General features: G+C 41.4%; 11 protein-coding genes. 3 read left to right on the forward strand and 8 right to left on the reverse strand.

What is annotated here, in order from left to right:
• Positions 1 to 3: 3 nt before the first annotated feature.
• From pdxT to EKB01_RS06965, 3 genes are all read right to left on the reverse strand, one after another.
• Positions 4 to 585 (reverse strand): pyridoxal 5'-phosphate synthase glutaminase subunit PdxT, encoded by a 582-nt coding sequence (pdxT, locus tag EKB01_RS06955; RefSeq protein ID WP_033584991.1) that lies wholly within the window; start codon positions 583 to 585, stop codon positions 4 to 6.
• Positions 586 to 1461, reverse strand: coding sequence for a pyridoxal 5'-phosphate synthase lyase subunit PdxS (pdxS, locus tag EKB01_RS06960; RefSeq protein ID WP_000138520.1), 876 nt, complete (start codon positions 1459 to 1461; stop codon positions 586 to 588).
• A 152-nt stretch (positions 1462 to 1613) separates the two neighbouring features.
• On the reverse strand, positions 1614 to 2993 hold the full coding sequence (locus tag EKB01_RS06965) for an FAD-dependent oxidoreductase (RefSeq protein WP_000036760.1): 1380 nt from the start codon (positions 2991 to 2993) through the stop codon (positions 1614 to 1616).
• Between the two features lie 307 nt (positions 2994 to 3300).
• Between EKB01_RS06965 and EKB01_RS06970 the strand changes: the two genes are divergently transcribed.
• Genes EKB01_RS06970 through EKB01_RS06980 form a run of 3 tightly spaced genes read left to right on the forward strand, consistent with a single transcriptional unit; the run spans position 3301 to position 6116 of the window.
• Positions 3301 to 4230 (forward strand): FAD:protein FMN transferase, encoded by a 930-nt coding sequence (locus EKB01_RS06970; RefSeq protein ID WP_167266265.1) that lies wholly within the window; start codon positions 3301 to 3303, stop codon positions 4228 to 4230.
• Positions 4231 to 4248: 18 nt separating this feature from the next.
• Positions 4249 to 4854 carry an NADPH-dependent FMN reductase gene (locus EKB01_RS06975; protein WP_000915933.1) on the forward strand — a complete coding sequence of 202 codons (606 nt, stop codon included), beginning with the start codon at positions 4249 to 4251 and terminating at the stop codon, positions 4852 to 4854.
• Positions 4855 to 4871: 17 nt separating this feature from the next.
• Positions 4872 to 6116, forward strand: coding sequence for an NAD(P)H-dependent oxidoreductase (locus EKB01_RS06980; protein WP_000673667.1), 1245 nt, complete (start codon positions 4872 to 4874; stop codon positions 6114 to 6116).
• A gap of 82 nt (positions 6117 to 6198) precedes the next feature.
• Here EKB01_RS06980 and EKB01_RS06985 read toward each other — a convergent pair whose 3' ends face one another.
• The 5 genes from EKB01_RS06985 to EKB01_RS07005 form a co-directional block, all read right to left on the reverse strand.
• The gene (locus EKB01_RS06985) at positions 6199 to 6456 is read right to left on the reverse strand and encodes a DUF896 family protein (RefSeq protein ID WP_000377481.1); all 258 of its coding nucleotides are present in this window, start codon (positions 6454 to 6456) and stop codon (positions 6199 to 6201) included.
• A gap of 44 nt (positions 6457 to 6500) precedes the next feature.
• Positions 6501 to 8537, reverse strand: a complete 2037-nt coding sequence (glyS, locus tag EKB01_RS06990) for a glycine--tRNA ligase subunit beta (protein ID WP_167266268.1) — start codon at positions 8535 to 8537, stop codon at positions 6501 to 6503.
• A 211-nt stretch (positions 8538 to 8748) separates the two neighbouring features.
• Entirely contained in the window at positions 8749 to 9666 is a 918-nt protein-coding gene (gene glyQ / locus EKB01_RS06995) for a glycine--tRNA ligase subunit alpha (protein ID WP_000038746.1), read from the reverse strand.
• A 499-nt stretch (positions 9667 to 10165) separates the two neighbouring features.
• Positions 10166 to 14677: a S8 family serine peptidase gene (locus EKB01_RS07000; protein ID WP_167266270.1), complete on the reverse strand. Its 4512-nt coding sequence runs from the start codon at positions 14675 to 14677 to the stop codon at positions 10166 to 10168.
• A gap of 289 nt (positions 14678 to 14966) precedes the next feature.
• Positions 14967 to 15809, reverse strand: coding sequence for an aldo/keto reductase (locus EKB01_RS07005; protein ID WP_167266273.1), 843 nt, complete (start codon positions 15807 to 15809; stop codon positions 14967 to 14969).
• Positions 15810 to 15827 lie beyond the last annotated feature (18 nt).

The following is a 15827-nucleotide window of genomic DNA, read 5'->3' on the forward strand; positions in this document are numbered from 1 at the left end:
TTCTCAACTTTTTTCTTTACACATATTGATAAAATACTGGTGCAAGCGAGCATCATCTGTTAACTCAGGATGAAAAGAGGTTACCAGCATATTTTTTTCTTGCGCAGCAACGATTTGATCATCAACTGTTGCTAGAATTTCTACACCCTCTCCAACACTGCTGATAATCGGTCCACGGATAAAGGTCATGGGAATCTGACCAACTCCCTTACATTCTGCTTCTGTATAAAAACTTCCTAGTTGGCGCCCATAGGCGTTGCGCTCAACTACTATGTCCATAGTCGCTAGATGACTTTCTTCCTGAGAAATGATTTCCTTAGCCAGCAAAATTAAGCCCGCACAGGTCCCAAAAGCGGGTAATCCAGATAGAATGGCTTCTCGGATGGGAAGCAGCATGTTCTGGTCGCGCAAGAGCTTGCCCATGGTTGTAGACTCACCGCCAGGTAATATCAAACCCACCAAGTCACTCTGATGTTGTTGAAAATCATCTAAATTTCTGATTTCGACACTAACAACACCTAACTTTTCTAGCACTTTTGCATGTTCTGCAAAGGCGCCTTGCAAGGCCAATATTCCAATTTTCATCTATTTTCCTCGCTCTGCCATAAGAATTTGGATTTCATTCTCATTGATACCAACCATGGCTTCCCCTAGATCTTCAGAGATTTGAGCCAGAATTTGAGGATTTTGGTAGTTGGTTACGGCCTTAACAATAGCACTTGCTCGTTTAACAGGGTCGCCTGATTTGAAAATACCTGAACCAACAAAGACACCCTCTGCCCCCAATTGCATCATCAGCGCAGCATCTGCTGGTGTTGCAACACCTCCAGCTGCGAAGTTTACAACTGGCAATTTTCCATGTTCATGAACGTATTGGACCAATTCTACAGGGACTTGCAAGTCCTTGGCAGCCACATAAAGTTCATCTTCGCGAAGATTTTGAATACGGCGAATTTCTTGATTCATCATGCGCATATGACGAACGGCTTGAACAATATCTCCTGTCCCCGGTTCTCCTTTTGTGCGAATCATGGAAGCTCCTTCAGCGATACGACGCAAGGCTTCACCCAAGTCCTTAGCTCCACAGACAAAAGGAACTTGAAATTCCTTCTTATCTACATGGAAACGATCGTCTGCTGGAGACAGCACTTCACTCTCATCGATATAGTCAATCTCAATAGCCTCTAAAATCTGAGCTTCAACAAAATGCCCAATTCTGACCTTGGCCATCACTGGAATGCTGACCGCTTCTTGGATTTCCTTAATCATCTTTGGATCGCTCATACGGGAAACCCCACCAGCTGCACGAATATCAGCTGGAATCCGTTCCAAGGCCATAACAGCTGCCGCACCAGCAGCCTCTGCGATACGAGCCTGTTCAGGGTTTTGAACGTCCATGATAACCCCACCTTTGAGCATCTGTGCCAAGTTTTTATTTAGTTCATAACGATTTTCAGTCATTTCTTAATCCTCATCATTTGTATTGGTAGCTACCATTTCATTTTAAGCCAGATTAGAATGAAGTACAAGATAGAAAAACAATAATTGTCTGGGTACAGATGGATTAAAAAAACTATCTGACCTTAACTTAAGGCCAGATAGCTCAGCTATTGTTATTTTTCAGCTGTAAGTGCAGCCATTGTGATGTAGTTGTATGGTTTGTTGAAGTGTGGCAAGAAGAATAGGTCTGTCAAAGCCAATTTATCAATTGTCACATGCTCTTGGATAGCAAGTGAGAACATGTGGATTCCCATACTAATTGCAGCATCATGTGAAACCATTTGTGCACCAAGGATTTCGCGACTGTCTTTATCAAAGACAATCTTGATGGCAACTTCGTGGTTGTCATGCTTCATAAATTCTGGTTTTTGAAGATCGTTAAAGCCAGTTTCAGTTGCATTGTAACCTGCTGCTTTTGCTTTTTCAAGAGTCAAACCAGTTGAAACCATGTGAAGACCATAGATTGAAATACCGTTTGATCCTTGCACACCGATTCCTTCCAATTCATGTCCACAAGCATTGTAAGCACCAACGATACCAGTACGTACAGCGTTAGATGCAAGAGCGATGTAGCTAGTGTCTTTACGAGCATTGTCATAAACAGTCGCACAGTCACCAACAGCGTATACACCTGGGATAGATGTTTCTTGTTTCTTGTCTACAAGGAAGGCACCGTTGCGGAAAAGTTCAATCTTACCGTCAGCAAGAGCTGTGTTTGGACGGAAACCAACTGCAAGAACCACCATATCCACATCAAATGTTTCTTTGTCTGTTACCAAACGTTCAACTTTACCGTCACCTTGGATGGCTTTAACTGTTTGACCAAGCGCCAAGCGGATGTTGTGGTCTTCCAAGTTCTTCGCCATCATTTGGGTGAAGTCTTTGTCATAGTAGCCGTTCAAAACAGTGTCTACGATATCAACAAGCACCACTTCTTTTCCAAGACGTTCGAAAGCTTCAGCCAGCTCAACACCGATGTAACCACCACCAACAACGGCAATGCGCTCAAGGTGTTTGCTCTTGTCAGCAAGTTTTTCGATAACTTCTTCTGCATTTTGGTACAACTTAACAAATTGAACATTTTCAAGTGTTGCTTTGAATTCGCGGTTACCTTTAACGATTTCTACACCTTCGATTGGAGGCAAAATAGGAGTTGAACCTGTCGCAAAGATCAATTTATCATAAGACTCTTTGTGTTCTTTACCTTCAACTTCTGCAGTCACAACTTTATTATCGTAGTCAATTGAAAGAACTGGTGAGTTCATGTAAATTTTAGCACCTTTTGCTTCCAATTTTTCTTTATCAGAGTAGAAGAGGCCTTCTGGGCCATCAATTTGTTCCCCGATCCAAAGCGCCATTCCACAACCAAGGAATGAAATATTTGAGTTTTGGTCAAACACTACGATTTCGTTCTCATGTCCGAAGTTGTCCAACATGGTATTAATACAAGCTGTACCAGCGTGGTTAGCACCAACTACAACGATTTTACTCATAGAAAAATTCCTACCTTTAATTTTTGATTTACCTTCCTAGTATATCATTTACTGTTAGCGTTTACAAGGCATTTGCTCAGAATTCTCTTTTTTTCAGAAAAAAATACACTTAACATTGATAAATCTAATTTTTCTATCGTTTTCATATTAATTTTGAGCATATTTCTTGACTTTTTGTCAAAATTCATTTGTGAAAACGCTGACTTTATGATATGCTAGATACATGGAGAGAAAATGTAAGGGGTTTAATTTTTCTTTGACGACCTTATATTGAATAATTTCCTATAAAGAGAAAGGAGCTGGTAGCTTGCCTCTTCACTCACGTTCGGAACGGCTAATGGGAACAACGATCACGATTTCATTAGTAGATGAACAGGCTGATTGCCTACTTCAAGGAGCCTTTGATTTGCTCAAGGAGCTCGAATACCGCTTTAACGCCAACAGTCAAGAATCCGAACTGATGGAAATCAACTACCAGGCTGGAATCGCACCTGTTAGGGTTCATTCTGACCTATTTGAACTGATTGCTCTTGGACTGGAGCATAGTCTAGCACCATCTAGCCATCTCAATATCAGTATTGGTCCCTTGATTCAAACCTGGCGAATCGGATTTGCAGATGCACGGCTTCCAGACTCTAAAGAAATCGAAGCTGTCTTATCTCTAGTTGACCCGCATTTTATCAAGTTGGATCCGACTAGCTCTACTGTCTTTTTAGAGAAGAAAGGAATGAAGCTTGATTTAGGTTGTTTAGCTAAGGGCTATAGTGCAGATAAGGTTGCCCAGTATTTGAAAGAACACGGTGTCACCTCTGCCTTGATCAATCTCGGAGGAAATATCCTCACCATCGGGAACAATCAAGCCAAAGAAGGGAAAGCCTGGCAGATTGGGATTCAAGATCCGCGAAATCCTCGTGGCAATCATCTCCTAACTATCCCTGCTTCTAACAAATCCGTTGTCACTTCAGGTATCTATGAACGCCACCTGACAGTAGATGGAAAAGACTATCACCATATCTTTGATAGTGAGACAGGATTCCCTGTCGAAACCGATCTCGCTAGCCTAACGATTATCTCTGATAAATCCGTTGATGGTGAGATTTGGACAACACGCCTTTTCGGAGAGCGAAGCGCTTCTATCCTCTGGCAAGTCGAAATTATAGATGGGATTGAAGCCATCCTCATCGACAAAGAGGGACGCCTTGCATGTTCTTCAGGCCTTCAAAATTGTATTATGTAAAAAGAGAAAGGAAATCTCATGCTAAAACTTATTGCCATTGTTGGAACGAACTCTAAACGTTCTACAAACCGCCAATTGCTCCAATACATGCAAAAACACTTTGCTGATAAAGCTGAAATTGAACTCGTTGAAATCAAGGATATCCCTGTTTTCAACAAACCAGCAGATAAGCAACTTCCAGCTGAAATTCTTGAGATTGCAGCTAAAATTGAAGCATCTGACGGTGTGATTATCGGTACTCCTGAGTACGACCACTCTATCCCTGCAGTTTTGATGAGCGCTCTTGCTTGGCTATCTTACGGTATCTACCCACTTTTGAACAAACCAATCATGATTACTGGTGCTTCATACGGCACACTTGGTTCATCTCGTGCCCAATTGCAACTTCGTCAAATCTTGAATGCTCCTGAAATCAAGGCAAATGTTCTTCCAGATGAATTCTTGCTCTCACACTCTCTTCAAGCATTTAACCCAAGTGGTGACTTGGTTGACCTTGATGTCATCAAGAAATTGGATGCTATTTTTGATGACTTCCGTATCTTCGTGAAAATTACTGAAAAATTGCGCAACGCACAAGAATTGCTTCGTAAAGATGCAGAAGAATTTGACTGGGAAAATTTGTAAGATAGGAGACCGAAAGAATGAAATTTGTTGGACTTGTTGGATCAAACTACGATCAATCATATAACCGCAAACTCTTGGAATTTATTCGTCGCAATTTCAAATTCAAATTTGAATTAGAAGTCCTTGAAATCGACGAAGTTCCAATGTTTAACCAAGACGAAAAATGGGACGAAAGCTTCCAATTGCGTTTCTTGTATAACAAAATTACACGTGCTGATGGTGTCATTATCGCAACTCCTGAGCACAACCACACTATCTCAGCTTCACTCAAATCTGTACTCGAATGGCTTTCATACGAAGTTCATCCATTTGAAAACAAGCCTGTTATGATTGTGGGTGCATCATACTATGACCAAGGAACATCACGTGCCCAAGTTCACCTTCGTAAAATCCTTGACGCTCCAGGTGTTAATGCCTACACGCTTCCAGGTAATGAATTCCTTCTTGGTAAAGCTAAGGAAGCTTTTGATAACGACGGAAATATCACTAATGAAGGAACTGTTAAATTCCTTGAAACTTGCTTAGATAACTTTGTAAAATACGTAGGAGTCGTTTCAAAATTGAAAAAACCAAAACCAATTGAACCAGAAGACTTGGATTGTGGAAAACCAATCGCTACAACCATTACAGAAGTTGATCCTGACGATCCAGAATGGGTAGAAAAAGTTGCTGCAATCACTGGAGCTGTTTCTGGTGATACCTATGTCAAATTGGACCACGGTATCTTGACGGTTAACCAAATTGATATGTTCTTGAAAGCTATGCCATTTGAATTGACATACGCTGACGATAACAACCAATTCCTCTACTACAACAACGCTCACCAAGATCCAGACACCATGTTTGCCAAACGTGTACCACCTCAATCAGGTAACCGTATGTCGACTGTTCACAATTCTCTTCCACCAGCACGTATGAAGAATGTAGAGTGGGTCATCGGAACACTTCGCAACGGAAACCAAGAATACGTCCGTACGATCGTTCCAGGTTCTCCTGCAGGCGTCATCAATACTCACAACTACCAAGCGATGTACTATCCTGACGGATCATACGCTGGTATCAATGAAATTGTCTTTAACTTCCAACCATGGCTTGACTGGTACCTAAAAGAAACGGGTCAACGTTTGGTAGGTGGTAGCGGACCATTTGCTCCTGCTGCTGGAGGTCATGGAGACGCTGATGCTACTTCTGGCGCTTCTGATTCAGGTGATGCTGGAGGCCACGGTGGTGGCGCAGACGCTACTTCTGGTGCAAGCAACTAAGAAACCAAAAAGGAGCCATTTGGCTCCTTTTGTTATTACAACAGAAAAAGGGCTTGTAAATCATCTACAGCCCCCTTTCATTTTATGAGTTAGGATCATCTAAACTGCGACCGTGTAAACCTTTTTCACGTTGCACTTGGCGTAGTTTTTCTGGTGTGACGTCATTTCCCTCTTCATCAACAATCTTAATTCCTTCAATATGGTGACGAACAGCACGACGATAGCCTTCGATGTATTCCTCACGAAGTTTAGCTTGTTCTACTTTTTCAGCAGAAGTTAAGCCTTCTGTTTTTTTCTTTTTAGCGAGCTCGTTGATACGAGCGATTTTTTTTGAATCCATGTTTATCTCCTTTGTAAAAAGATACAGTTCGTTTAATAGAGAGTCTACTTGGTATTGATTTGGTTAAAGCGTGCAAGTTTAGCTGCTTTCTTGGTTAATTGCGACAAAACAGCCAATCGATTTTGACGAATATCTTGATCATCGGTCATTACCATAGTATTCTCAAAGAAAGCATCAATAACTGGACTAAGCGCAAAGAGTTGTTCTAATTGCTGACTTGCAGTCCCTGATAAAACGAGTGATTCTACTGCTTCCGCCAAGGCTTTCTCTTCTTCATTTTCAAAGAGAGCAGGATCAACTGTTTCAGATCCTTCTGCTTTCTCAGCCAAGTTGAAAGCACGAGAGAGAGATTCGACAGACGGTTTGAAGTTTTCTTCCTTGCTTGCTTCGACAAGAGCACTTGCTACTTCTAACATATCCGCCACGACAAAGTTCGAACTTGCAAGGACCGCTTCCTTAATGTCTTTTGGAGTAGAACCCATCATCTTATCAACACGAGCCTTGATAAAGTCCATGACCTCTGCTTTATTTCCATAAGTCAAGCTGTCAAATTTCAAAGCATAAAGGCTATCAATCAACTCATCCATAGCAATGTGCCAACCAAAAGCATCCAAGATACGAACTACACCTTGAGTTGCACGACGAAGGGCATAAGGGTCATTAGAACCTGATGGAATCAAGCCAACTGAGAAGAAACTCAAAATCGTATCCAATTTGTCTGCAATGGCTAGAATGGCTCCGATCTTGCTCTCTGGGAGAGCTCCATCCGCTGATGTAGGCATGTAGTGTTCACGAATGGCAGCCGCAACTGCTGGAGTTTCCCCAGCAAGAAGGGCATATTTCTCACCCATAATTCCTTGGAGTTCATCAAACTCACCAACCATCCCTGTCAACAAGTCAAACTTATAAATGGATGCTGCGCGGGCAAGATCAATCGTTTCATCCACTGATAAACCAGCTTTTTCCGCCAAAAGGACGGCAATCTGACCTGTACGAATCATGTGTTCACGAAGGGAACCAATCTTTTCATGGAAGGTCACATGGTTTAATTTTTCAACAAGGTCAGAAATCACCAATTTTTGGTCTTCACGCCAGAAGAATTCTCCATCTTCCAAGCGTGCTACCAAGACTTTTTCATTACCCTTGATAACATTTTCCAAATGCTCTGCGTTTCCATTACGAACAGAAATGAAGTTTGGCAAGAGTTTACCATCCTGATCACGAACAACAAAGTAACGTTGGTGTTCCTTCATCGAAGTCACCAAGACTTCTTCTGGAACTTCAAGGTATTTGGCATCAAAACTTCCCATGAAGGCAGTTGGGTATTCAACCAAGTTCAAGACTTCGTTCAGTAAGTCAGCATCAATTTCGATACGTACACCATGTTCAGCTTCGATTGCCTTGATTTGGTCAACTATCATTTGCTCACGTTCACGAGGATCCGCGATTACAAACTGTTTACGAAGATCTTCTTCGTAGCTCAATGCTGACTGAATCTTGGTTTCTTGTCCCAAGAAACGATGACCACGACTCACACGACCGCCCTTAATATCAAGGAAATCCAAGTCAAACTCTTCTTCATCTAAAAGAACTGTCAAAGTGTGTACAGGGCGGATATATTCAAAAGTGTTGTTAGCCCAGTGCATGCTGACAGGGAAAGTCAAGGACTTCAAGACATCTACAACACCAGGAACAATGGCTTCAACTGGTTTACCCACTTCTTCCTTGGTAACATAGACATATTCTTCACCCTTGATTTCACGGAATTCAATATCTTCAACTGTCAATCCTTTCCCACGGACAAATCCTTGAGCTGCTTTGGTGAAGTTTCCATCACCATCCAAGGCAATTTTCTTTGCTGGTCCCTTGAAATCTTCTGTCAAATCAGACTGTTTGTCTGCAAGACCAGTCACACGAACAGCCAAACGGCGTGGTGTTGAGAAAGTTTGAATGGCTTCAAAGGAAAGACGATTTTCTTTGAGGAAGGTTGCCATTTTTTCACCTAGTTGTTTTTCACTAGGAGTTACTACGTAGGCTGGTAACTCTTCAAGACCGAGTTCTACTAATAAGTTTTTTGTCATGTTTTTTCTCCGAAAAGTATCTTTTTATTTTCCAGTTTGCCTTATGTGATTGGCACGCAAGCAACCAACTTCGTTGTTTCATTGCTAAAATTGGAGCCTAAAGTCTCCAATTTTGCCTAGTATCCTTAGCTTCACTAAGGATACCTTCATCACTACGGCAACTGGCTCAAGGCTCACTCTGTTCGCCCATTTTCGTAATTTATCACTCTCTTTATTCTGCGTCTTCTGCTAAGAGTTTAGCTCGTGTTGCTTCATCTAAAAGTGGGTAGCCTAGGCGTTTGCGTTCTGCGACAAAAGTTTTAGCTACGACACGGGCCAAGTTACGGATACGAGCAATATAGCCAGCGCGCTCGGTTACGGATACAGCACCACGCGCATCAAGCAGGTTAAAGGTATGTGAACATTTGAGAACATAGTCATAGGCAGGGTGAACCAAGCCCTCTTCCAAGGCACGACCAGCTTCCTTTTCAAACTTATCAAAGTTTTCAAGCAACATTTCTTGATCCGAAATTTCAAATGAATATTTTGAGTGCTCGTACTCAGGCTGGATGAAAATTTCTCCATATTTTACGCCATCGGCCCACTCGATATCATAGACAGAGTCCACTTCTTGAATGTAAGAAGCCAAACGTTCCAAACCATAGGTAACTTCCGAAGTCACAGGGCCAGTTGCCAATCCACCAACTTGTTGGAAATAAGTGAACTGAGTGATTTCCATCCCATCAAGCCAAACTTCCCATCCAAGACCAGCTGAACCAGTAGAAGGGTTTTCCCAGTTGTCCTCAACGAAACGAATATCGTGTTCCAAAGGGTTGATTCCCAATTTTTCTAAAGACTCAAGGTAAAGTTCTTGGATATTTGATGGAGAAGGCTTCATGACCACTTGGAATTGGTGGTGTTGGTAGAGACGGTTAGGATTTTCTCCATAACGACCGTCAGCAGGACGACGTGATGGCTCTACATAAGCCGCATTCCATGGCTCAGGTCCGATAGCACGAAGGAAAGTGTAAGGACTCATTGTCCCCGCACCTTTTTCATTATCATAAGCCTGCATGAGCATACAACCTTGGTCATTCCAAAATTGTTGCAAAGTCAAAATAATTTCTTGAAATGTTAATTTCTTAGACATTGAATACTCCTTAATAAAAAATGATTTTTTGCGACACGAGTCTGCCTTGTCGATTATACGAGGCAAGACGAGTTAGTACTGCGTCTAGCTCAGGCACTCTAGTGCTGAGCGTGGGGCAGTCCGACTGTAAGGAGGTCTCTGCCACTGACGCAGTGGAAAGTCAATTTTTTAGACATTGTTTACTCCTTTTTTATAAATTCTTATGACTTTGGATACAAAAAGAACCGTGTCTTTGCTCCTAAGTCAAGTGACCTAGGGGCGTCAGAAACGCGGTTCCACCCTAATTTATTACTTCATTGTTTTTAAAAATACGACAGAAAGCGCCAGTTTCTTACCTTGTTCTACTTGGCTCCCACTACCCCAAGCTCGCTTGAAAAACGCCATAAGACTTTCTTTCCTAGCTAGTATTATAGCAGATTTTCTAGCTAGTGTAAACCAAAAATGAGTCTGAAAACAAAGTTCTAGACTCATTTATTAGTAAAGCTTCAGAAAGTCCTGTTTAAGGATGTCTTCTTGCTTTTGGTTTTTTGCCATGCAGATTTCTCTTGGCTTGTTTCAATGCTGTAATGGCATCTTTGACATCTTCTTGGCTCGCTCCTAGATCATTAAGGAGTTCCTGTGCCTCTTTAAAAGTTAAAAGATAAGCTACTTTTTCTTTCTTATCTGCGTAGATAAATCTCGCATTCTTTTCTTGGAAAAGACGTTCATCCTTGACCAGTTTCTTTAGACTAGAGAAGTCTGTGGCCTTGCCATTTAGTTTACTTTTAGCTGTAGCTAGGGCAATAAGAGATTGGTCAATTTGATCTTGTTTGACTTTAGGGTCCACAGCGAGTAAAGCAATTTCTTGGAAGGCACGATCATAAGCACGACGTACTTTTTCCTTGGCATTAGCATATCGTCCAGTTTTAGTCGTTGCGTAGTAAGCTTTCATAGCTTCTTTCAAGGCTGTAACGTTCGAATCTTTTCCATCCAAAGCTTTACCAGCAGCCTCAATACTAGCAAGAACGCCATCAATCAATTCTTGCTTCAACTTGCTTGATAAGGCTGACTGCGCCACTTGGAAAGCTTGGTCATAAGCTTTTCTCTTATCTGCACTACTATTAAAGTAACGAGACGTTTCTACCAGTTCTTTTTGTTGATTTACCGCAGCAATTAAGGCCAACTTAGACACAATAGATAGACGCAAAGCATTATTTCGACCTGGCTGAACGAGCAAGGAAACGAGATCTTCAAGGAGTTCGTATCCAGTTGGCAAGGTAACTTGTACAGTATAACGACCTGTAGCAACTTTCTTACCAAAGGCGTATTGACCGTATTTTTCAGCGGGAAGAGTGATCCTTGTCCCATCTTCTCCTTTCAGAACCACAGTAGTCGTCTTTGGAACTGCTTGGTTGAAGGAAACAGACACTGGTGCATATTCTAGGAGATTTGCTAGGAAGGTAATGGTTTGGAAACTATTTTCTTCCGTCAAGTCGAACTCTTGGGACAAGGCACTGATAAATTTCAATTCTGTTCGGTCATAACTGAAAATTTCTGCTGTATAATGACCAAATTGTAAGAAATGAATCGCTTTTGTCTTGTCAACATCAACATATTGTCCCTTGCTATTTTTGATTCGATAGACATAGAGGGTATCAATATCCTGGTTTGTTTTTGCATCCTTCAAGGCAATTTTCACTCGACCACTATTTTGATCGCGGACAAGTTCAGCAAGTGAGATATAATCTACATTTCCTGCATAATCCTCTACAAGATAGTAAATATTAGCCTTGTCAACATCCTTAGGAAGTGTATAACTACCGTCAGCATTTGCCTTAATCAGATGAGCGTTCTCAAGCGCACGAGTTCCAGACTGGTCTTTCCCAGTTAGAACCATGGTCCCTTTCTGGTCAAATGGTGTGAGGTAGAAGACTTTTTCTGAAAGGATACCGCCTTGACCGACATCTTTTGGTTTGCGAGCTACGAATTCTTGATTTCCATCTTTAAAGCGAATATAACCACTTGTGATGACAGGTTTTTGAGTATCAATCTGAATTTTAAAGGTTGTGTGTTGTTCTTTAGCTCCTGGAACGTCTGGTGTGTAACTAATAACATAGTCATATAAACCATCTGCAACGGTATTGCCATCAAAATCCTGACCTCTCCAAGCAGTATTATCTAGAATATAACTCTTCAGATTTCTACTGTCACCATCAAAATAATTCTTACGAAGATCCTTTGCATCGCCCTCCCAAATAGGATGTTCATGCTTAGTATCCGTAGCCGCATAAACTGTAGCCCGAAGATTTACAAGATTTCTCAAAGCAACCGTTTTGTATTCAACTAGGTCTTTGTTTCCATCATCATTTGGAGAAATAGCAATACGGACATTCCCTTTTTCGTCCAACTGAAGAACATGCTTACCTTCAGCATTTTGTTCAATCCCAAGAACGGTAATTCGGCGTCCTTGGCGTTGACCTTTAGAAACTAGAAGGTCATTTTGCAAGGTGGCTAGATAGGTCGCATCATTAGAGTAGTTAACTGCAGGATTTTCCTTGTCTACTTCTGTGTAAAATCCATTTTTTCCTTCTCGGACAAGATTGTAAATTGGTTTTTCGACAGCAGGGAGATTTTGGAATTCACCTCGGAAGCCCATAAATGCAAGACTCACAACATCCCCATCATCTGCTGGATCTACAAATCGAACAAAACCTTCAAGGAAATAGCCATTTGGCATTTGTTTGCTGAGTTCAGCAGCAAATTTTCGAGCATCCACTTTAACAGTGACTGTTTGACTGCTGTGGGCTTTGACAGTCACTTCAGGCCAGACTGTCTCCGTTAGTTTTCGAGGTCGAAGGGTGAATTTTCCATCTTGGACCTCGTCTGTATTGGTATTCACAACCATCTTGAGAGTACGGTCAGTATCTGAAATATTGTGTACAGTGACCTTGAAAGTAAATTGATCTCCAACATTTCCCAAAGTCACACTTGGATAACCATTTTCACCCGTTACATAGAGGTCAGTTGACACTGCAGCAGCTGTATCCACAATACCAGAACCTTGCTGACGAGGAGAGGTATAAGTGCCTGTGTCCTTATTAACATGTGGTTTTGCAGTTGACATGATCAAGGCCTTGACAGTCTCTGATACTTGCTCAGGAGTCAATTCTGGATGGTGTTTTTGAAGGTATTCCTTAACCAGAACTGCAACACCCGTAACGTGAGGAGCCGCCATACTGGTTCCGCTGATACTACCATAGGTATTGTCATTAAAAGATGAGTAGATATTGCCGCCAGGAGCTGTCACGTCTGGTTTCAATTGTCCATCGGTGGTCACTCCCCAACTTGAAAAGTCAGATAGCTGATTGGCTACATCAGAAGGACGATTATCCATCTTACCATTAAAAACAATCTTGTAGTTTCCTGATTTTAAGGCTTCACCATACTGTTTAGAAATAAATACAGAAGGAATTTTCTTTGCTTCATCATCAATAGACATATTGATGTTTGCACCTTCTACATTATTGTAGATCAAAGCACCAACTGCACCGTGTTTTCGTGCATTTTTGATCTTCTCTGAAAAGTTCATGGCTCCACGCTGAATGAGGGCAAGTTTCCCAGTTAAATCCAACTTCGCAAAGTCTTCTTCACGACCTAACCCTGCTTCGACGTATTCATACTCTTTTCCTTTTTCAAAGTCCTTATCTGCTTCAGGTTGATTATAATCAAATTTTCCGTTATGAAGGCCGGCATTTCCCTCTAAACCTTTAACTTCAAAAACAGCTGTTGTCAATGTTTTGTTGTTGACAGAAGCAACTGAAATTGAGTCTTCAACAGTGGATGGATTTCCAACCAAGCCATAGTCTGGGTTTTCGGCTAGCGGTTTTGAATAACCATTTCCGAATGTATTGCTATTCCCTGCTGATATAAGAACAGACACTCCCTTGGCACGAGCCCGTTTGATGGCATCCACAATATCAGAACCAGCATCCACCATAGAACCTGTGCTAGATCCTAAACTCATATTAATAGCATCTGCTCCTAAGGCAACTGCGTCATCAATCGCCTTTACATAAAGGGCCGAACTGGTCGTTTTTTGGCGATCTGAAAAGACACGCATAAACATGACTTGGGCTTCTGGTGCAACACCATAGACCTTTTCACCATTTGGTGCTTCTTTATCAGGGTTTCCAGCAGCAATCCCTGTTACGTGCATCCCATGAGAAGTTCTTTCTGCTTCTTTAATCTTATCTGTTCCGTCAAAGTAGTCATAGGCATAGACAACCTTATCGCTATACCATTTACCGTAGTCGATTCCAGCAGCCTTTTTAGCTGCTTCGATGGCTTCCTTGTTTTTAAATTTTGCTTTTGACGGATCCGAAATTCGAAGAACCTCATGATTCAAATCAAGCCCGGAGTCAATAATGGCAACAACAGTCCCTGTCCCCTTGTAACCAGCCTTCCAAGTTTTCGGTACTGTGATGATATCATTGCTTGAAAGACTATTGGGTTTTGCAGACTCAGCTTTTTCTTGTTCTTTTTCAGTAGTTGCCGTTTCTCCAGTAGTTTTAGGAGCTGTCGTTGCTTGAGCCTCTTTGTTCTCTATGTTAGAAGCCTTCTCAGTAGCAGGCGCTGTACTGGTAGCTACTGTTGTTTCTTTTTGAACGACACCTTGATTTTCTTCTTTTGCAACTGCGCTATCTTTTCCTGATTCTTGGGCTTCAGCAGTTTTATCAACCGAAGTTCTTACCTTAGCATCTTGTTTACTAGCATCCTCTTTAGAAGTTTCAACTTCTTGTTTCTCTCCAACTACTGGTGCTATCCCATTAGTATTGGTTTGGTCAGTTGAAGAGTTTGAGTGTTTATCGTCTTTTAGCTCTGTCTTGATTGCCTGAGTTTGGGCTTGATTTTCACCTGTACTCTGCTCGTTGGCACTGACTTGACTTGCTCCAAAAACCAAAGCAGTTCCCAATAAAACTGAAGCAAGACCAAATTTGTATTTCCTTAATGAAAAACGTTGTCGTCTATCCATAAATAATCTCCTTTTTCTTTAAAGTATACCTATTATAACGCAAATAATCAAAAATTTTCATAAAAATCTGAATTGTCACAAAAATGTAATATTTGCGTATGTAATGTTCTTATTTAGTTTTATCGTTCGTGTTATTTGTTCTATCAAAGCAACATTTTCTAAACTTGTTCATTTATTTCAATTTATAAAACTATTTTATTATACAAATAATTTAGATTTTTTATACACAAAAAGACTAGGATTTAAAATTCCTAGTCTTTGTTATTTCGGTATAAACAGATTTCACAAACTAAAAATCCATCTCATCCACACGAGGTGCGCCCGAAGTCACTGAAATTGTCTTTAAGACTTCTCGCTCGTCTTTGCTGAGTTCAATTCCAAAACAGTCAAGATTGTTCTGGATGCGAGAAGCCGTCACTGACTTAGGTAGGGGTAAAAATCCTTCTGCCAAACTCCAAGCCAAGGCAATTTGGGCCACTGATTTCCCATGCTTAGCAGCAATTTTTTGGACTTCTTTCTTATCAAACAACTCCCCTTGCCCAAATGGTCCCCAAGCCTCTAAGAGAATTCCTTTCTCTTTACAGTAGTCAACCACTTCCTCTTGATAAACTCCTGGCGCCAAGCGAACCTGATTGACCGCCGGGATGATTCTTGCTGTCTCAAGCAAAGCATCCAAATGATGGGGAAGGAAATTACTAACGCCGATAGCACGGATTTTGCCTTCTTGGTAAAGATCCTCCATCGCTCTCCAGACTTCAGCATTGCGAGTTTTCCATTCGGCATTTTCTCTTAGTGGTTTTGGATTTGGCCAATGGATCAGGTACAAATCTAGATAGTCCAATCCCAGTTTTTCCATTGATTCTTCAAATGCTTGGTGAGCTTCTTCATAGCTGTGATTGGTATTCCAGAGTTTGGTCGTTACAAAGATTTCTTGGCGAGGAATACCGCTATCTCGAATAGCGCGACCAACACTCTCCTCATTTTTGTAGATAGCTGCAGTATCGATATGACGATAACCAGCCTTCAAGGCTTCTAAAACAGCTTGGTAGGCTACCTCTCCATTTTCAGCTTTCCATGTTCCAAATCCTAAAACTGGGATTGAAACTCCATTATTAAGGGTGTAAGATTTCATCGTTTTTCCTTTCTATGT

Origin of the sequence: Streptococcus sp. CCUG 71758 (assembly GCF_011714815.1) — a bacterium.
GTDB lineage: Bacteria > Bacillota > Bacilli > Lactobacillales > Streptococcaceae > Streptococcus > Streptococcus halitosis.

Coding starts and splice junctions, on each gene's coding strand:
- pdxT (WP_033584991.1), bottom strand. CDS start 585: ATGAAAATTGGAATATTGGCCTTGCAAGGCGCCTTTGCAGAACATGCA.
- pdxS (WP_000138520.1), bottom strand. CDS start 1,461: ATGACTGAAAATCGTTATGAACTAAATAAAAACTTGGCACAGATGCTC.
- EKB01_RS06965 (WP_000036760.1), bottom strand. CDS start 2,993: ATGAGTAAAATCGTTGTAGTTGGTGCTAACCACGCTGGTACAGCTTGT.
- EKB01_RS06975 (WP_000915933.1), top strand. CDS start 4,249: ATGCTAAAACTTATTGCCATTGTTGGAACGAACTCTAAACGTTCTACA.
- EKB01_RS06980 (WP_000673667.1), top strand. CDS start 4,872: ATGAAATTTGTTGGACTTGTTGGATCAAACTACGATCAATCATATAAC.
- EKB01_RS06985 (WP_000377481.1), bottom strand. CDS start 6,456: ATGGATTCAAAAAAAATCGCTCGTATCAACGAGCTCGCTAAAAAGAAA.
- glyS (WP_167266268.1), bottom strand. CDS start 8,537: ATGACAAAAAACTTATTAGTAGAACTCGGTCTTGAAGAGTTACCAGCC.
- glyQ (WP_000038746.1), bottom strand. CDS start 9,666: ATGTCTAAGAAATTAACATTTCAAGAAATTATTTTGACTTTGCAACAA.
- EKB01_RS07000 (WP_167266270.1), bottom strand. CDS start 14,677: ATGGATAGACGACAACGTTTTTCATTAAGGAAATACAAATTTGGTCTT.
- EKB01_RS07005 (WP_167266273.1), bottom strand. CDS start 15,809: ATGAAATCTTACACCCTTAATAATGGAGTTTCAATCCCAGTTTTAGGA.